16 protein-coding genes are annotated in these 17997 nt (G+C 40.1%); 10 read left to right on the top strand and 6 right to left on the bottom strand.

Annotation, left to right across the window (positions count from 1 at the left end):
- Positions 1–127 precede the first annotated feature (127 nt).
- The 3 genes from MWU78_RS10465 to MWU78_RS10455 all read left to right on the top strand — a co-directional run bounded on the left by MWU78_RS10465 (position 128) and on the right by MWU78_RS10455 (position 4994).
- On the top strand, positions 128–412 hold the full coding sequence (locus MWU78_RS10465; RefSeq protein ID WP_246997662.1) for a hypothetical protein: 285 nt from the start codon (positions 128–130) through the stop codon (positions 410–412).
- 280 nt (positions 413–692) lie between these two features.
- A complete protein-coding gene (locus MWU78_RS10460) occupies positions 693–3536 on the top strand; it encodes a DUF1549 domain-containing protein (protein WP_246997659.1) in 2844 nt (947 codons plus the stop codon).
- Positions 3537–3542: 6 nt separating this feature from the next.
- Positions 3543–4994, top strand: a complete 1452-nt coding sequence (locus MWU78_RS10455) for a DUF1501 domain-containing protein (RefSeq protein ID WP_246997658.1) — start codon at positions 3543–3545, stop codon at positions 4992–4994.
- A 139-nt stretch (positions 4995–5133) separates the two neighbouring features.
- Here the strand turns inward: MWU78_RS10455 and MWU78_RS22405 are convergent, their stop codons facing one another.
- From MWU78_RS22405 to MWU78_RS10440, 4 genes are all read right to left on the bottom strand, one after another.
- The gene (locus MWU78_RS22405) at positions 5134–5262 is read right to left on the bottom strand and encodes a hypothetical protein (RefSeq protein WP_262509684.1); all 129 of its coding nucleotides are present in this window, start codon (positions 5260–5262) and stop codon (positions 5134–5136) included.
- A gap of 134 nt (positions 5263–5396) precedes the next feature.
- Positions 5397–6764, bottom strand: a complete 1368-nt coding sequence (locus MWU78_RS10450; RefSeq protein WP_281503824.1) for a sugar porter family MFS transporter — start codon at positions 6762–6764, stop codon at positions 5397–5399.
- Between the two features lie 27 nt (positions 6765–6791).
- Positions 6792–7028: a hypothetical protein gene (locus MWU78_RS10445; protein WP_246997654.1), complete on the bottom strand. Its 237-nt coding sequence runs from the start codon at positions 7026–7028 to the stop codon at positions 6792–6794.
- A 16-nt stretch (positions 7029–7044) separates the two neighbouring features.
- The gene (locus tag MWU78_RS10440) at positions 7045–8280 is read right to left on the bottom strand and encodes a glycosyltransferase N-terminal domain-containing protein (RefSeq protein ID WP_246997652.1); all 1236 of its coding nucleotides are present in this window, start codon (positions 8278–8280) and stop codon (positions 7045–7047) included.
- 115 nt (positions 8281–8395) lie between these two features.
- Here MWU78_RS10440 and MWU78_RS10435 point away from each other — a divergent pair, with 115 nt between their 5' ends.
- From MWU78_RS10435 to MWU78_RS10420, 4 genes are all read left to right on the top strand, one after another.
- Entirely contained in the window at positions 8396–9550 is a 1155-nt protein-coding gene (locus MWU78_RS10435) for a DegT/DnrJ/EryC1/StrS family aminotransferase (protein ID WP_246997650.1), read from the top strand.
- A gap of 71 nt (positions 9551–9621) precedes the next feature.
- Positions 9622–10638, top strand: a complete 1017-nt coding sequence (gene galE, locus MWU78_RS10430) for a UDP-glucose 4-epimerase GalE (RefSeq protein ID WP_246997648.1) — start codon at positions 9622–9624, stop codon at positions 10636–10638.
- 165 nt (positions 10639–10803) lie between these two features.
- A complete protein-coding gene (locus MWU78_RS10425) occupies positions 10804–11232 on the top strand; it encodes a hypothetical protein (protein WP_246997646.1) in 429 nt (142 codons plus the stop codon).
- A 184-nt stretch (positions 11233–11416) separates the two neighbouring features.
- Positions 11417–11773 carry a hypothetical protein gene (locus MWU78_RS10420; RefSeq protein ID WP_246997643.1) on the top strand — a complete coding sequence of 119 codons (357 nt, stop codon included), beginning with the start codon at positions 11417–11419 and terminating at the stop codon, positions 11771–11773.
- Between the two features lies 1 nt (position 11774).
- Here the strand turns inward: MWU78_RS10420 and MWU78_RS10415 are convergent, their stop codons facing one another.
- Positions 11775–12305 carry an alpha-ketoglutarate decarboxylase gene (locus MWU78_RS10415; protein WP_246997641.1) on the bottom strand — a complete coding sequence of 177 codons (531 nt, stop codon included), beginning with the start codon at positions 12303–12305 and terminating at the stop codon, positions 11775–11777.
- A gap of 104 nt (positions 12306–12409) precedes the next feature.
- On the opposite strand from MWU78_RS10415, the gene MWU78_RS10410 reads away from it, so the two are divergent.
- Positions 12410–15223 (top strand): 2-oxoglutarate dehydrogenase E1 component, encoded by a 2814-nt coding sequence (locus MWU78_RS10410; RefSeq protein WP_246997639.1) that lies wholly within the window; start codon positions 12410–12412, stop codon positions 15221–15223.
- A 115-nt stretch (positions 15224–15338) separates the two neighbouring features.
- The gene (gene odhB / locus MWU78_RS10405) at positions 15339–16559 is read left to right on the top strand and encodes a 2-oxoglutarate dehydrogenase complex dihydrolipoyllysine-residue succinyltransferase (RefSeq protein ID WP_246997637.1); all 1221 of its coding nucleotides are present in this window, start codon (positions 15339–15341) and stop codon (positions 16557–16559) included.
- A gap of 108 nt (positions 16560–16667) precedes the next feature.
- Here odhB and MWU78_RS10400 read toward each other — a convergent pair whose 3' ends face one another.
- Positions 16668–17108 (bottom strand): retropepsin-like aspartic protease, encoded by a 441-nt coding sequence (locus tag MWU78_RS10400; protein ID WP_192877679.1) that lies wholly within the window; start codon positions 17106–17108, stop codon positions 16668–16670.
- Between the two features lie 38 nt (positions 17109–17146).
- Here MWU78_RS10400 and MWU78_RS10395 point away from each other — a divergent pair, with 38 nt between their 5' ends.
- Positions 17147–17914, top strand: a complete 768-nt coding sequence (locus tag MWU78_RS10395) for a TatD family hydrolase (RefSeq protein ID WP_246997634.1) — start codon at positions 17147–17149, stop codon at positions 17912–17914.
- Positions 17915–17997 lie beyond the last annotated feature (83 nt).

The raw sequence follows: 17997 nt of genomic DNA, 5'->3' as shown, positions 1-17997 counted from the left end.
TTTAACTGCTAGCTAAGGAGTTTAGGTCGTAAAATATTTCTAAAAAACAGTCCGTAGGCACTATTTTTTACGTAAATACCATAGTGTCCTATGAATTATTTTATTGTTTTAATCTAAATTCAGAATAATGTCTAAAACAACCGCACGGTGGTTATTGGTACTGGGAATTATCTTAGTTGGCTTTGGAGTTGGTATTTACTTGCAGGATTTAAAACATAAGGAAAGTACCGAGGCCGCTTGGAAAGCGAATCGGTTTAATGTGGCTAGATTTAACAAGATAATGCGGTATGCCGGTGATATGAATTCCCAGAATTGGTCTTCCATGAGGGACAGTATTGGCGGGCAATTGGATAGTCTCATGATATTGAGGTTTAGGAAGGAAGTTGATAGTATGAAAAAAGCGAAAAAATAGAATTAACAACGTAATTAGGTTCCATGTAATATTTATAATTGGGACATTGTTATGGCTCAAGGAATGGGATAATTGGTAAAGGCAACCTTAAGGGGTTGCTTTTTTTGTATCCGAGGAGGTCGATTAGATTTGGGGGTAATTGGTGCGGACAGGATATGCCATTTTTAATGCCGATTACTACTTCAAAACATAATCGTTGACAGCGGTTGCCTAATGTCCCATATAGTATGCCTCACATTTTGATAATGTTAGCGTACAAAAAAAACATTAAATTGCAGTTATGGACAGTAATTCGTGGGACTGGATATTTCAGTTGTTAGGACGCTTTCATCCTATGGTAGTACATTTTCCGATAGGCTTGTTGGTGGTGGCAATTTTTTTAGAATTTTTGACACTTGGGGGAAGAAGGCAAAGCCTTAGGGAAGGTATTAATTGGATGGTCGCTTTGGGAGCTGCGTCTGCGGTACTATCTGCAGTTTTGGGCTGGTTGCTTCGTACCCATGACGATTATGTTGGTGATTTGGTCCAGTTTCATCAGAATGTGGGGATTGCAACAGCAGTTTTTGCCACTATTACCTGGTTCTTGTTGCGAAATACATTAAATGGAAAGCTTGAACATTATGGCTATTATCGTTTTGGTCTTGTCGCAACCGTATTGTTGCTGGTTGTTGCTGGTCATTTGGGGGCGAGTCTTACCCATGGGGAAGATTATTTAACCAGCGTCTTGCCTCATAATCAAGATTCTTATGACGATGGAAAAGCCACGGTACTTTTGGCGGAATTAAATGGGTTGGATTCACTGTCCGAAGCTCAACAAGAAGATCTTAATCTGGGTGTAAGGGCAATTATAGCACATAATTGTTATCAATGCCACAGTGAAAATAAACAAAAAGGGGAACTGGTACTGGACAATAAACGCGGGGTTTACCAAGGAGGAAAGTCGGGCCCAATCATTGTAGAAGGTAGGCCGGAGGAGAGTGAGATGTTCCGAAGAATAAGTCTTCCGCCGGATCATGATGAAGTAATGCCCAAGAAGGGAAAGGTTTTGAAGAGCAATGAAATAAAATTGATCGAATTATGGATTAAAAAAGGGGCAAAATGGTCCGATGGGGCGCTTAAGATTTTTCCCGAAGCCGAGTTGGCCTTGTCAATGCCCGATCTTCCCAAGACTAGTAATGAAAAACATCCCATAGATAAGTTTATGGATGTCTATTTTAAGGAAAAGAGATTGAAATGGCCCAAGGAGGTGGATGACAGAACATTTATTAGACGTGCCTCACTTGATATTCTTGGTCTGCTTCCCGAGCCAGCTAAAATAGATCAATTTGTAAATAGCGGCGATAAGGGGAAGAGAGAAAAACTTATAGATGAATTGTTGGGAGATAAGCATAATTACACCCAGCATTGGTTGAGTTTTTGGAATGATATACTCAGAAATGATTATAGTGGTCCCGGTTTTATAACTGGCGGACGTAAACAGATTACAGATTGGTTGTACCATTCTCTAATGGATAACAAACCCTATAATATAATGGTCAAGGAATTGATAAATCCAAGTGAAGAATCGGAGGGGTTTATCAATGGGATTAAATGGCGGGGTTTGGTCAATGCCAGTCAACGAACCGAGATGCAGGCTGCCCAAAATATTGGTCAATCTTTAATGGGAGTCAATGTAAAGTGCGCATCCTGCCATAACAGTTTTGTAAGCAATCTTACTTTGGAGCAATCCTATGGTTTTGCCTCTATTTTTGCAGATTCCATTATGGAATTAAATAGATGTGATATGCCAATTGGGAAAATGGCCGAGGTAAATTTTCTATATCCGGAACTAGGCTCTGTAGAGGCGGAAAGTGTAAAGGAACGATTGCTATTGCTTTCAGAGGTCATGGTTAAGCCCGAGAATGGTAGGCTGTACAGAACCATCACAAATAGATTTTGGAAAAGGTTTATGGGACGGGGAATCATTGAGCCCGTAGACGAAATGGACAATGAACCTTGGAATTCCGATTTGTTGGATTGGTTGGCCACCAATTTTGTGGACTCTGGTTATGATATAAAATATTTACTGAAAATGATAATGACCTCCAAGGCTTACCAATTGGAGTCTACCCGTTTGGAGGATCAGGAGGATTTAAAAAAAGGTTATGTATTTAAGGGACCAATCCTAAGGCGATTAAGTGCAGAGCAATTTTCGGATGCCGTTAGCCAGGTGGTTGCCCCCATGTATTATGCAGCGGCATATGACCCCAATAACGAAGGTTTGCCCTATAATAGGGTTTGGCATAGGGAAGTTAAGTTTGATCGTGATGTACTGCCCGAGCCAGGGACGAGATATTTTAGACATGGCTTCAATTTAAAGGGGAAAAAAATTCAGGCCGCAGAGGCACTTATTTCCGTTGATCATTCCTATACATTGTATCTAAATGGTAAAATAATATCGGAGGGAACGGATTGGAGAAAAGTGGATAGGTTAGAGGTCGGGGATAAGCTTATTGAAGGTGAAAATATATTAGCTCTAGAAGGAAATAATGAGGGAAGCATTGCCAATCCAGCGGGTATCCTGTTCACCATGAAAATCCAATTTGAAGATGGAACTGGAATGCTGGTTACCTCCAATGATAAATGGAAAAGCACTGATAAACAACCGGAAGGCGAATGGGTAAGCGTAATATTTGATGATGGTAGTTGGCAAGGAGTCCGTAATTATGGGTCAAGTAACTGGGACAAGTTGGTGAATTTCACTTTTGAAAATACGGAACGGGAATTTGCTAGGGCCAGCCTTGTAAAGCAACATCCATTTATGAAGGTTATGGGTAGGCCTACTAGGGAAAATGTAGCAACCACACGAGATGAGCAGGCTACCTTATTACAGGCTCTGGAGTTGACCAATGGGGAGTATTTTAATGGCGTACTTAAGGAAGGGGCAGAGACATGGCTGAAGAAGTATGGAGATAAGGATGAACAAATAGTGCTAAACCTATACCGAAAAACATTGGGTAGAAACCCAACGGATAAGGAAAGGGGTATAATGCTCAATGCACTGCAGACCGGTTCAAAGGAAGAGGCATTGCAAGATCTTTTTTGGTCGATGTTCATTTCGCCAGAATTTCAATTTATATACTAACAAAAAATGAATAAGGATTTACATAGTAGTGCGAGAAGGGATTTTGTTAAAAAGATGGGGGCAGCTAGTCTTGCGGCAGCTTCTACCAGTATTCCGATGGCCAGTTTTTTAAGTTCCTGCAATTCAGTTCCAGCTATAACTTCCAAAGCCGATACCGTTATTTTATTGTGGATGGCAGGGGGTATGGCCCATACGGAAACATTTGACCCCAAGGCATTCGTACCCTACACCAAGGGAGTGGAAAGCAAGAGAGTTTTAAGCACCTTTCCTAAGGTACCCACAATTGTGGATGGATTACATTTTTCGGAGGGACTTGAAGGGATAGGCGGTGTAATGGATAAAGGTGCTATAATCCGTTCTTATAAATCCGCAGATCTTGGTCATATACTACATACGCGTCATCAATACCATTGGCATACATGTTATGAGCCACCCCAGTCTGTGCAAGCTCCACATATAGGTGCCTGGATTGCCAAGGAAATGGGACCTGTAAACCCGGTTATTCCTCCATTCATAGCCATGGGACAACGATTTACGGTTGGGGAGGCAGAGGAATTGAAGGCATTTCATTCCGCTGGATTCTTGGGGAGTGAATACGGTCCGTTCCTAATACCGGACCCTTCTACAGGTTTGGATAGTGTAAGGCCACCTCAAGGGATGTCGCTTAAAAGATTTGAAGCCCGCTATAAACTTTATAAGGAATTGGCAAATAAGAGCAAGATTATGGAGGGTGGCAGCGATTATCAAAGGGAATCCCTGATGCGTTCCATGGAACAATCCTATCGGTTGTTAAATTCTCCTGAGGCCAAGGTTTTCGATCTATCACAGGAACCCAAAGAGGTTTATGACACCTATAATACTGGGAGGTTTGGGTTAGGGTGCCTTCTGGCAAAAAGATTGGCCATGAACGGAGGAAGGTTCATCAGTGTTTCCACAGAATATGAACCATTTCTTGGATGGGATACCCACGAAAATGGCCATACCCGTGCGGCAAAAATGAAAGAGCTAATAGACCGGCCAATAGCACAACTCATAAAAGACTTGGATGAATCAGGGCATTTGGATAGAACGCTTATAATTCTGGCCAGTGAATTTAGCAGGGATGCTATTATGGAAGGCCGACCAGGAGTGCCCGTGCAGGACCAGGTAAATCAACCGGACATCATCGAAGACGAGAAATTCTATGGTATGCATAGGCATTTTACTGATGGTAGCTCCATACTCATGTGGGGCGGTGGAGTCGAGAAAGGTTTGGTGTATGGTAAAACAGCTGATGAACGACCCTGCTCTTCAATTGATAATCCAGTGGTGATCGATCAGGTTCATCAATCCATATATCATGCCTTGGGTATGGATCCGGAAACAAATTATACTATTGAAGGTAGACCGTTTTATACTACTCCGGATGGACAAGGTAAACCAATATTGGACTTGTTTGGCGAGAGGATAGTGACCTAAATGCCTTCCAGCGTTAATGCAAGTGAAGTGATATAGCCCAATTAGGCGAAACTGAAATAATATAAATAAATAGCCATGCTATATTTTGGGGAATAATATAACTCGGAATTGTATAGGTCTAGAACAGTAGGGTCCAGTTTCAATTAAAGAAACCAAAAGCTGCTAAAATCAGACAGACTACCACAGCTAATAGAATGGCGACCAATACTACTACCATAAGGCTAAGGAATCCATTGAGCACCCTAGTGCCAAAAGTAACATCTTCCATAATATTAAGAATTTAATACAATTTAATGAATTATCCTTAAATTATGATGGGTTTCAGAGTCAAATCCGCTAAATGACTTTGAAATAGTATACTAATCCGTTGTATTGTTAAAATTTTCGATAAACTACTGGAAATCAATCGATATTATTTTTAGATCTACTCAGTTTTTTGCCGAGTTCCTCCAGGGTAATTCCCTTGGTTTCCGGCATCATAAACATCACAAAGAGCAATTGCAACACCATCATAAAGGCGAAAAATCCGAAAACAGGTCCTGGACCTACCCAAGCAAAAAGTGCGGGGATAGAGGAGGGTATTAGCCAGGCCAGTACCCAATGTACGGAACTGCCAAAAGCCTGACCGGTTCCTCTTAGGTGATTGGGGAATACTTCCGAAATAAATACCCAAATTACCGCACCTTGACCTATGGCGTGGGATGCAATAAATAGGAACAGAAAAATAGGAACTGCCATGCTTTCCCAGTTTAAAATAAAAGCAGCTGCTACCAGTGATAATGAAATTATATAGCCAATAGAGCCAAAATACATTAATTGCTTTCGACCTAGGCGGTCAATCAGAAATATACCCAATAGGGTAAAGATAAGGTTGGTGATACCGATTCCTATACTACTGAGCAGGGCTGTACTTTCACCTAATCCCGCAGCCTCAAATATTCTGGGAGCGTAGTATAAGAAAGCGTTGATTCCAGAGAACTGATTAAAAAATGCGATTAGAAAAGCCAGAGTCAAGGGGAATCGATATTTTTTCATAAAAATACTTTCGGAGGCAGCAGCACCTTCTTCTCCGTAGGCAATTTCAGCTTCCAATTCTTCCAATGACAGATCTGGATTTATGGAATACAGAATTTTTTTGGCCTCTTCAGTTCTGTTTTTGGTCAAAAGCCATCTTGGACTTTTAGGAACGGTAAGAACAAATAAGGTATAAATTACAGCAGGGAAAGCTTCAACGCCCACCATCCAACGCCAATCGTTTTCACCCACATTACTGAGGGCATAATTGGACATGAAGGCCACAAGGATTCCAAATACAAGCATAAATTGGTATAGGCCAACCAATCTTCCACGATCTTTTGCTGGAGCAATTTCAGAAATATATGCTGGGGCCGCCACTGTTGATGCACCAACACCCAAACCGCCAATAAATCTGAATATTCCGAAGGTAACGGGGTCATTGGCAAAAGCAGAACCTATGGCGGAGATGGAATAAAGGATACCTATCCAAATAAGGGTATTTTTTCTGCCAATTTTATTAGTGGGAATTCCACCTAAAATTGCCCCGATAACGGTTCCAAACAAAGCCATACCTATTACTACCGTTCCATGAAAGGCTTCCGAGGAGTTCCATAAAAGTTGTAATTTTTTTTCTGCGCCTGAAATAACTACAGTGTCAAAGCCAAATAAAAATCCGGCCAAAGCGGCAATAAGGGAGATGCGAAGAATTTTGGAATTCATAATCTGGTTTGTTGATTTTTGTAAAGCTAACAAAAAAAGTAAACCAAATGTATAGACTATTTAAGATAGGGCAATTTTTGGGTTAAGGGTATCCCTTGATTTGGACTTATGTCCATTTTTTGTTTTGGGGGCCTCTTTTTTAGGTTGTGGTTTCTGAATATCCTCCTTTTTTGGAGATGGAGCTTCTTTTTCAGGTGGTGTGGTGCCTTGTTGTTCTCCCATAGGTCCCCTACATGAAAAACAGGAAAGCACTAAATAGGTTACAGCAACCAAGGTGAAAATTCGGGAATATTGCATAGTCGTACATAGGTGTTCATAGTAATGTACGTATATAGGTCATGATTTGGACGCTTGCTCCCTTATTTTCAGAGACATAAGTTCCGTTGATGTTTCCAGTTTTTGATAGATACTTTAAGTCCGCTAAAAGCTCATTTATTAAGGTGTTGAATTCCATTTTGGATTTAACAACCAATATTCCACCTTTGATTACCAAGTCTTCGGCTTCCTTAAATCCCTTAAAGTTTGGTCCAATTATTACAGGGATACCGTGTACGGCAGGTTCCAATGTGTTGTGTAATCCAGTGGCAAATCCACCTCCTACATAGGAAATGTCCGCATAACTATAAATTTTAGTCAGCAGCCCAATGGTGTCTACTATAAGAACTTCATAGTCTGTTAGATCTTTATTTTCAATCTCGGAAAAAAGCACTGTTTTTTTATTTATGGATGCCCTTAATTTGTTGATATGTTCCAATTTAATGTTGTGCGGGGCAAGAACAAATTTTAAAGGGAATTCGCTAGAATTTATATACGGCACCAAAATTGCCTCGTCTTCCGGCCAAGTGCTGCCAGCTACCAAAGTTTGGGTATTGTTCTTAAATTCTTCCATGAACTTTAAACTGTTGTCCCGATGGAGAATTTCAATTACCCTATCAAATCTGGTATCTCCGCTGATATCTGTATTTTTGATGCCAATCCCGCTCAATAATGCAATGGATTTGGAATCCTGAACAAAAATATGGGTGAAATTGCCCAAGGCCTTACGCATAAATCCCCCAAGACCTTTGAAATAAATTTGATTGTCCTTGAAAAGAGCGGAGATAAGGATAGTTGGTATTTTCTGGTGCCCCAATGTTTTTAAATAATTGGGCCAAATTTCGTACTTAACAAAAATCACCAGCTTGGGATCAACGATGTCCAGGAATTTTTTGGCGTTTTTTGGGGTGTCCATAGGTAGGTAGGTAACCATATCGGCCGCAGCCGTATTTTTTTTGACCTCATAGCCCGAAGGGGAAAAGAAAGTAACCAATATTCTATAAGCTGGATAATCTTTTTTTAATTGTTCTATTATGGGAAGGCCTTGTTCAAATTCTCCCAAAGAGGCAGTGTGTATCCAAATTATTTGATCACCCTTTGCAATGTTCTTTTGTAGGTAGGACAGCACTCCTTTACGACCGTTTACGAAAAGTTTGATTTTTGGATGGAACAGCGCTATCAATTCCAGGAAAAGAGCGGATAATTGTACGGCAAAATTATATATAGTAAACACTGAATCTTAGTTTGTGGCTAAAATACGCTTCTTTAAAGAAATTCCATTGGCTGCCAATCCTTATTTTTGTAATATTGTTTGCTCCAAACCAAGTTGCGAATCTAAGTTTTATTCAATGAGGAAAATACAAATGGTTGACCTAAATGGTCAATACGAGGTCATAAAGGAGGAAGTAAACGCCTCCATCTCCAATGTTCTGGAAACAGCTGCATTTATTAACGGTCCCGAGGTACATGCCTTTCAAAAAGAGTTGGAAAACTATTTGGGTGTTAAGCATGTAATTCCATGTGCCAATGGTACAGATGCGCTACAAATAGCCATGATGGGACTTGGTTTAAAGCCCGGTGATGAGGTGATAACCGCAGACTTTACTTTTGCAGCAACGGTAGAGGTAATTGCCCTTTTGCAACTAACTCCAGTTTTGGCAGACGTGGAACAGGACAGTTTTAATATAGATCCAATAGCCTTGGAAAAGGCCATTACTCCTAAAACAAAGGCCATAGTGCCTGTACATCTTTTTGGTCAATGTGCCAATATGGACGCCGTTTTGGAAATTGCCGAAAAGTATAATCTATATGTTATAGAGGACAATGCCCAGGCCATTGGCGCGGATTATACCTTTAATAATGGCGAAAAGCAGAAAGCCGGTACTATGGGCCATGTGGCGGCAACCTCATTTTTTCCGTCCAAGAACTTGGGATGTTACGGTGATGGTGGTGCTATATTTACCAACGATGATGCTTTGGCGCATACCTTAAGGGGTATTGTGAACCATGGTATGTACGAACGTTATCATCACGATGTTGTGGGGGTGAACTCAAGATTGGACTCAATACAGGCAGCCGTGCTACGATCAAAGCTATCACGATTGGATGGTTATAATGCCAGTAGGAGGGCAGCAGCAAAAAAATATTCAAAGGCCTTTAATGGCAATAAAAATATTGTTGTCCCACAAATGGCGAATGGCTGTAAGGAGATATGTGATAAATGTGATTGTCATGTGTTCCATCAATATACTTTGAGAATTTTGAACGGTCAACGGGATGCTCTGGTAAAACATTTATCTGAAAAGCAAATTCCTTGCGGAGTGTATTACCCAATTCCTTTACATAGGCAAAAAGCTTATTTGGATGAGCGTTATAAGGAGAAAGATTTTCCGATAACCAATCAATTGGTCAACGAGGTTATTTCTTTGCCAATGCATACCGAGCTGGACGATGAGCAAATCGCGTTTATTACCGAAACCATTATTCAGTTTATAGATAAATAATTGAAGGTAATTTCGGACTGCCCTTGTTGCAGATTAAACTGAAAACAAAAATTTAAAATAAAAATCATTACATGAAGATACTAGTAACGGGAGGTTTGGGATTTATCGGTTCCCATACCACGGTAGAATTACAGAATAAGGGCTATGAAGTAATTATTATTGACGATTTATCCAATTCAACGGAAAAGGTTTTGGATGGTATTGTGGCCATTACGGGGAAAAGACCCACTTTTGAGAAATTAGATCTTAAAGAAAAATCAAAAGTTGAGGATTTTTTTAAAAGACATCAGGATATAGTTGGCGTTATTCACTTCGCGGCTTCCAAAGCGGTTGGTGAAAGTGTGGAAAAGCCCTTGCTGTACTACGAGAACAATATAGGTACTTTGGTGTACTTGCTTAAGGAGCTTTCCCAAAAAAATAATTCCAGTTTTATTTTTAGTTCATCCTGTACCGTTTACGGCCAAGCGGATAAAATGCCCATTACCGAGAGTGCGCCCGTAAAAGCAGCAGAATCACCTTATGGGAATACCAAGCAAATGGGAGAGGAAATAATTCGTGATACCTGTAAGGTAACGCCAGGAATAAATGCCATTGCGCTTAGATACTTTAATCCAATGGGGGCACATCCAAGTGCTGAAATAGGAGAATTGCCCATTGGTGTACCACAGAATTTGGTGCCGTTTATTACCCAGACAGGTATTGGTCTTAGAGAGCAGCTTTCGGTTTTTGGCGGGGATTATCCTACCACAGATGGTACTTGTATTAGGGATTATATTCATGTGGTGGATCTGGCAAAGGCACATGTAGTGGCGTTGGAAAGACTACTGAACGGTAAGAACTCGGAGAACTATGAGGTTTTCAATGTGGGCACGGGAACAGGTAGTACCGTTTTGGAGGTCATTAAGAGTTTTGAAAGGGTGTCCGGAAAAAAATTAAACTATAAAATTGTGGATAGAAGACCTGGGGATATTACTTCTGCCTATGCTGATACGACCAAGGCCAATAAAGTTTTAGGTTGGAAGGCAGAATCCACTCTGGATGAGGCTATGAAATCGGCCTGGCTTTGGGAACAAAAGGTCAGAAAATAAATTTTGAAAGCTTACTTGGATTTTATGATAAGTTTTGGCACACACGATAGGTGTCAATAATTGAACGACAGTCTATTTTGGGGGTTAACATATAAGGATTAAGTAATTTTCCTGGAATAAAGCAACCCGTGCGAAGATTTTGTATCCTTCTAAAAAATAAAGGTAATGAAAGGCTTTGTTGGATTAATAACATTACTGATAATTCTAAACTGTAATAATAAAAGTGAAGATGATGCTTTGGATTGTTTAAATGTAGCCTGTACCGAAGAATATAGGACCATTACAATAAGTGTCAAAGATCAGAAGGGTAAGGTTGTGGTTTTGGATGAATTTGAAGTAGTTGTCCTGCCAAAGGGTGCTGATATTACCCCGGATACCGCAAGTGGCGATTATGAGTGGATGACAATAAATGGAGTCTACCCTTTGATTAGTGATAAGTATTCAATGGAATATAGGGACAAAAAAATTGAAATAAATTTCAAAGGATATGTTGAAGACAGACTTGTGGTTGATTCGGATTATACAGTGGGTGCAGATTGCTGTCATGTTTTACTTTTTGAAGGGGAAACGGATGTAGTTATCAATAATCTTTGATTCTATTAAACCATATATTATTTTGGTTAGGTAGATGTTCCAAATTAATGAGGTGTTGTTCCTTCAGGGGCCATAGGATAAATTTTCAAACAATTTTTAAGGTTGGGACTGGGAGTTTTTGAAAAAAAAATGGCTTTATTGCATTTCTTAAAAACCATTTAAAGTAAAATTTCGTAAATAGCATATGGTTGTAAATTTTCCCACTATTTCGGCACTTCTAGAGCATGCAGAGGACAAGAGTCTCTATCAAAATCTAGTTTTGCAACTGCAAAAGGATTTTGTGTTTGCCAATGTATTTATAGACTTGCCCGACGAGGTGCCACCAGGGGATTTGAAGACTTTGATACATGAGAAAGTGTATTATTTGATCATGGAAAAATTCACGGATTATTTAAACTTGCTTTACATTATTGATGTTCCAGAGAAAGTGGTCAAAGGCATTGAAGCAACCGATGTGGTTGAAATTTCGGAGCAGGTGACCTTTGAAATATTAAAAAGGGAATGGCAAAAAGTTTGGTTTAGAAACGAGTACGGTTCCTAGTTTAAAAATATACTCTAACAAAAGGCATTAAGGCACTGGCGTATATGCTTTTTTGAGAGTCGTATAAAACATCGTATCGTATACCTATGGTCACATTTCTATTGCCATAGCCTATTCCAAGAAATAAGGCGGGTGACCAATAATCTTCTTCCAAATTGCCGCCATCCAATTCAAGTTGACGATTTACCCTTAGCTGTTCCAGTTCTGCCGAAAGATGCAATGCAGGAATTGGATTGAATAGGGATATTACACTTCCACCATAGGCCACTAATTTTGCATCACGAAATTTGGCATAGTTAAAATTGAGTCCTGCGCCCAAACCCAATTGTTCGGTGGCCTGATAAATGGCACTTGGAGAAATAGATGCGTTGAAGGAATTATTGCCAAATCCAAAGCCTAAATTACCTCCAAAATGTACATTGTTCCAAAAATCAGAATGCCGTGGAGTCAGTTGTGAATAGCCCAAGCCGCATAAAGCAGTGAAAAAAACACATAAAATCAACTTTTTTTTTAAGGAATAACGATTTATCATAATTATTGTAATATTTTTCCATTATTAAGTACTAAGTTAAGCTTAGATATGCTAAATGTTGTATTTTTGAATAAATTTTGTTCAAAAGACAGAGAGACTTTTTCATGGATAAATATTCCTTTTTAAACGCTGCGCATACTTCTTACTTCGCAGAATTATACGATAAGTACCTAACAAATCCAGACAGTGTAGAGCCCAGTTGGAGGGCCTTTTTCCAAGGATTCGATTTTGGCATGGAAAATTCCATGGAAGGTTTTAACGATGAATTGCAAATGGCGACATTGTCGGTTGCGGGGGGTCATGAGGTTGAGGTGCCGGAGAAGCTTCAGAAGGAGTTTCAGGTGGTGCGACTTATAGATGGGTATAGAACAAGAGGACATTTGTTTACCAAAACAAACCCTGTAAGGGAAAGAAGACAGTATTTTCCTACCTTGGAAATTGGTAATTTTGGATTGACACCTAGTGATCTGGATACCACTTTTACCGCAGGGGAAATTTTAGGTATAGGCCCCAGTAGCTTGCGCCAAATTATAGAGCACCTTACGAAGATTTATTGCGATGCAATAGGTGTGGAATATATGTATATAAGAAACCCTGAGCGGGTAGAATGGATCCAGAATTGGTTGAATGTCAATGACAATCATCCTAAATATGATGCGGATCGGAAAAAACATATTCTTAAAAAATTAAATGAAGCGGTTTCCTTTGAAGGGTTTTTGCATACTAAATATGTTGGGCAAAAGAGGTTTTCATTGGAAGGTAATGAGTCGTTGATTCCCGCTTTGGATGCCGTAGTGGAAAAGGCTGCCGAAATGGGGGTTGAGCAATTTGTTATGGGAATGGCCCATAGAGGCCGATTAAATGTATTGACAAATATCTTCGGAAAGAAGGCAAAAGATATCTTTAGTGAATTCGATGGGAAGGATTATGAGCAGGAAATCTTTGATGGGGATGTAAAATATCATTTAGGGTGGACCTCTGAGCGAAAAGCAAACAACGGGAAGAAGATTATTATGAACATTGCGCCGAACCCTTCCCATTTGGAAACTGTAGGTGCTGTTGTTGAAGGTATTGCAAGAGCAAAGCAAGATTCGCGCTACAGTGACGACTTCTCCAAGGTTTTGCCTATAGTTGTACATGGAGACGCAGCAATAGCAGGTCAGGGATTGGTTTATGAATTGGTGCAAATGGCCAATTTGGATGGTTATAAAACCAATGGTACCATTCACATTGTTGTAAATAATCAAATAGGCTTTACTACCAATTATCTGGATGCACGAAGTTCTACATACTGTACGGACGTGGCCAAGGTGACCTTGAGTCCTGTCCTACATGTTAATTCGGACGATCCCGAGGCTGTGGTTCATGCCTCGCTTTTTGCCTTGGAATTCCGTATGCGTTTTCAAAGGGATGTATTCCTAGATCTTTTAGGGTATAGGAAATATGGTCATAATGAAGGGGACGAGCCTCGTTTTACCCAACCCAAATTATACAAAGCAATTGCCAAGCATAAAAATTCCAGGGATATTTATGCCGAGGCACTAATAAACGAAGGTATCATTGGGGATAGTTATGTTCGGGAGCTCGAAGAACAATATAAAGCAACTCTGGAAGAGGAGCTGGAAGATTCCAGAAAAGAGGATAAGACCGTAATAACCCCATTTATGGCCGATGAATGGAGTGGGTATACCCATGTTCGTGAATGGGAAATGATGGATCCGGTAGATACAAAATACGATAAAAAGAAACTTACCGCAATAGCCAAGGTATTAACAGAACTGCCTAAGAATAAGAAGTTTTTACGTAAAGTTGAGAAATTGGTAAAGGACCGTAAGGCCATGTTTTTTGAAAATGACACTTTGGATTGGGCAATGGGAGAGCTGTTGGCTTATGGTACCCTCCTGGAGGAAGGCTATGGAGTGCGAATGTCCGGGCAAGATGTGGAAAGGGGTACTTTTTCGCATCGTCATGCAGTTATGAAAGTTGAAGAAAGCGAGGAGGAAGTAATGCTCCTGAACCATATATCCGATAAACAAGGTATTTTTCAAATATATAATTCCCTTTTGTCGGAATACGGAGTGGTTGGTTTTGATTATGGTTATGCCATGGCTAGTCCTAATACCCTTACCATCTGGGAAGCTCAATTTGGTGATTTTAGCAATGGTGCCCAAATAATGATCGATCAGTACATATCCGCAGCAGAGGACAAATGGAAATTGCAGAATGGATTGGTAATGTTGTTGCCACATGGATACGAAGGCCAGGGAGCAGAACATTCCTCGGCCCGTATGGAGCGCTATTTGCAGTTGTGCGCCAGGGATAATATGTTTATTGCTGATGTATCTACACCGGCAAATATGTTTCATTTGTTAAGACGGCAAATGAAGGTGAACTATAGGAAGCCATTGATCGTTTTTACGCCTAAAAGTTTATTGAGGCATCCCAAAGCTGTATCAACGGTTGAGGAATTTGCCAATGGTGGATTCCAGGAGGTAATAGACGATGCTACTGCTGAGGTATCCAAAATAAAGAGTTTGGTATTCTGTACCGGTAAATTTTATTATGACCTCTTGGCTTTTAGGGAAGAAAATAAAAGGGAGGATGTTGCCTTGGTTAGGGTGGAGCAATTGTTTCCAGTACCCGCAAAGCAAATGAAGGCGATTATGGAGAAGTATACGAATGCCGACGATAAGGTTTGGGCTCAGGAAGAACCCAGGAATATGGGGGCTTGGGGACATTTAACAATGCATTTTAGCGAGGCCCATAAATTGAGGGTGGTCTCTAGGAGATTTTATGCCTCTCCAGCGGCAGGTAGTGCAGTGCGCTCCAAACGCCGTCATCAACAAGTAATTGATTATGTTTTTGATATAAACAAGAACAATATGGGTTTAAATCCAGATGCCACAAATAATAAGTAATAAAATGTCCAAAGGCTAAAATGGATCGGATCTGTTTTAAATCGGGTAGAGGGTATTTTATGAAAAACACATTACAATAAGAGTTCAGACAAAACACAAATTAAAATTATAAAACATGATTTTAGAAATGAAAGTCCCTTCTCCAGGGGAATCCATTACGGAAGTAGAGATAGCGGAATGGTTGGTAAATGATGGCGATTATGTTGAGAAAGATCAGGCAATAGCAGAAGTGGATTCCGATAAGGCTACCCTTGAATTGCCGGCAGAGGAGAGTGGAATTATTACTTTAAAGGCTGAAGTAGGTGATGCAGTTGCCGTAGGTGCTGTTGTGTGTTTAATAGACACCAGCGCTTCCAAACCTGAAGGGGCCAAAAGTGAAGAAAAGCCAGCGGATAAAAAACCTGAGGTAAAAGAGGTGGCTGAAAAGAAAATTGAGGCAAAACCGGAAAAAACTTCTTATGCGTCCGGTTCAGCTTCTCCTGCTGCCAAGAAAATCCTAGCTGAGAAAGACTTGGATGCGGCTAATATTAAAGGTACAGGCAAGGACGGTAGGATTACCAAGGAAGATGCTGTAAAAGCGGTTCCATCCATGGGTACACCTACTGGCGGACCTAGAGGTGAAAGTCGTACCAAGTTATCTATGTTACGCCGTAAAGTGGCGGAGCGATTGGTGTCGGCCAAGAATGAGACGGCTATGTTGACCACCTTTAACGAAGTGGATATGTCGGCTGTTTTTAAATTGAGAAATCAATTCAAAGAAGACTTTAAGAACAAGCATAATGTAGGTTTAGGATTTATGTCCTTTTTTACCAAAGCTGTAATTAGGGCCTTGCAAATGTATCCTTCGGTTAACTCCATGATAGATGGCAAGGAAATGATTTCCTTTGATTTCTGTGATATAAGTATTGCGGTTTCAGGACCAAAAGGACTAATGGTGCCAGTAATACGCAATGCAGAAAATTTAAGCTTTAGGGGTGTGGAATCCGAAGTTAAAAGGTTGGCGATAAGAGCTCGTGAGGGTGAGATCACAGTAGATGAAATGACAGGGGGTACCTTTACCATTACCAATGGAGGGGTTTTTGGTTCCATGTTGTCCACTCCAATTATCAATCCACCTCAAAGTGCAATTTTAGGAATGCACAATATAGTGGAAAGACCTATTGCCCGTGATGGGGCCATAGCAATTGCGCCAATAATGTATGTTGCGCTGTCCTATGACCACAGAATTATCGACGGTAAGGAGTCTGTTGGGTTCCTTGTGGCGATCAAAGAAGCATTGGAGAGTCCGGAAGAGTTGTTGATGGATAATAATGTAAAAAAAGCTTTAGAGCTTTAATGTAATACTCAAAGGGCATGGCCCCACATGTATTGGAATGAAAATAGAACGGACCTGCCAAGTTTTAAAAACTTGGCAGGTCTTATTTTTTACCCACCTTATTCCTTCTTATTGTTTTAGGTAAAGGCGGGTTTTTTTGTAATCAATAATGGCCCTACCTTTTTTTAGGATATCAGCCCCAATAATACCGTCTACTGGCATAGCCTTATGGGAGGTCAAGGCTTCGTTTACATGAACTAGGTCGAACAGGACAATTTTATGTTTTTTCTTGAACCAACTCCCCATTTCTATCCTATTTTTAGTCGATAGTTTTGTGAACATTTCTGTAGCCCCGGCACCCGCTGCCTTTATTTTGGAATCTTTGGAATTTAATTTGAAGAAATCTATTTTGTCCAAGCCAATACAAGTGTTTGATGCTCCGGTGTCCAGAATAAATCTGCCTTTAACTCCATTGATGGTTGCGGTAACTTCAAAATGATTTGTTGCCGTTAGGACCAAGGGAATGGCTATATATTTTTTTTTGTAAAGAAAATCTTTAAGACTGGACATTTATAATTTTTTGTCAAAGATAATCCTATTTTTGTTCTATGATATTAACAGATACGCATACCCATTTATATAGTGAAGCTTTTGATGATGATCGCAATTTGGTCATAGAAAGGGCCATGGATTTGGGCGTAAAACGCTTTTTTATACCGGCAATTGATTCATCTTATACCAAGGCAATGCTGGATTTGGAAAAATCCTTTCCAGATAATATATTTCTTATGACAGGGTTGCATCCAACACATGTAAAGGAGAATTACAGGGATGAACTGGCCCACGTTGAGGAGATGTTGGCCTCAAGAAAATTTTATGCTGTAGGGGAGACGGGGATTGATCTGTATTGGGACAAAACTTTTCTTAAGGAACAGCAGATTGCCTTTAAACAACAAATTCAATGGGCCAAGAAATATGCTTACCCCATTGTAATACATTGTAGGGATGGTTTCGATGAAATATTCCAAATTTTGGAGGAAGAAAAAAGTGAGGAGCTATTTGGTATTTTTCATTGTTTTACCGGCACTTTTGAACAGGCGCTTAAGGCTATTTCCTATAATATGAAATTGGGTATAGGAGGAGTGGCTACCTTTAAAAATGGCAAAATTGATACTTTTTTAAGGGAAATTGACTTGAAACATGTGGTATTGGAAACAGATTCTCCTTATCTGGCCCCGGTTCCCTTTCGTGGAAAGCGCAATGAGAGTGCTTATTTGGTAAATGTTCTGGAAAAGATGTCGCTCATATATGGGGTGGATAAGGGTGAAATTGCAGCTATAACCACTGCCAATTCCAAGGAGGTTTTTGGAATTTAAAAATAGTCGAAACTATTGACCAATAAATGGGATTTATCTCTAATTAAATAGCTTGGCATTTGCCATTGTGTATCCTAAATAAA

Origin of the sequence: Arenibacter sp. F26102, from assembly GCF_023015865.1 — a bacterium.
Taxonomy (GTDB): Bacteria; Bacteroidota; Bacteroidia; order Flavobacteriales; family Flavobacteriaceae; genus Arenibacter.
This window is presented reverse-complemented; position numbering and strand designations above follow the sequence as displayed.

Coding starts and splice junctions, on each gene's coding strand:
- MWU78_RS10420 (WP_246997643.1), top strand. CDS start 11,417: ATGGTTGTAAATTTTCCCACTATTTCGGCACTTCTAGAGCATGCAGAG.
- MWU78_RS10395 (WP_246997634.1), top strand. CDS start 17,147: ATGATATTAACAGATACGCATACCCATTTATATAGTGAAGCTTTTGAT.
- MWU78_RS10445 (WP_246997654.1), bottom strand. CDS start 7,028: ATGCAATATTCCCGAATTTTCACCTTGGTTGCTGTAACCTATTTAGTG.
- MWU78_RS10435 (WP_246997650.1), top strand. CDS start 8,396: ATGAGGAAAATACAAATGGTTGACCTAAATGGTCAATACGAGGTCATA.
- MWU78_RS10460 (WP_246997659.1), top strand. CDS start 693: ATGGACAGTAATTCGTGGGACTGGATATTTCAGTTGTTAGGACGCTTT.
- MWU78_RS10455 (WP_246997658.1), top strand. CDS start 3,543: ATGAATAAGGATTTACATAGTAGTGCGAGAAGGGATTTTGTTAAAAAG.
- MWU78_RS22405 (WP_262509684.1), bottom strand. CDS start 5,262: ATGGAAGATGTTACTTTTGGCACTAGGGTGCTCAATGGATTCCTTAGC.
- MWU78_RS10415 (WP_246997641.1), bottom strand. CDS start 12,305: ATGATAAATCGTTATTCCTTAAAAAAAAAGTTGATTTTATGTGTTTTT.
- MWU78_RS10465 (WP_246997662.1), top strand. CDS start 128: ATGTCTAAAACAACCGCACGGTGGTTATTGGTACTGGGAATTATCTTA.
- odhB (WP_246997637.1), top strand. CDS start 15,339: ATGATTTTAGAAATGAAAGTCCCTTCTCCAGGGGAATCCATTACGGAA.
- MWU78_RS10400 (WP_192877679.1), bottom strand. CDS start 17,108: ATGTCCAGTCTTAAAGATTTTCTTTACAAAAAAAAATATATAGCCATT.
- MWU78_RS10425 (WP_246997646.1), top strand. CDS start 10,804: ATGAAAGGCTTTGTTGGATTAATAACATTACTGATAATTCTAAACTGT.
- galE (WP_246997648.1), top strand. CDS start 9,622: ATGAAGATACTAGTAACGGGAGGTTTGGGATTTATCGGTTCCCATACC.
- MWU78_RS10410 (WP_246997639.1), top strand. CDS start 12,410: ATGGATAAATATTCCTTTTTAAACGCTGCGCATACTTCTTACTTCGCA.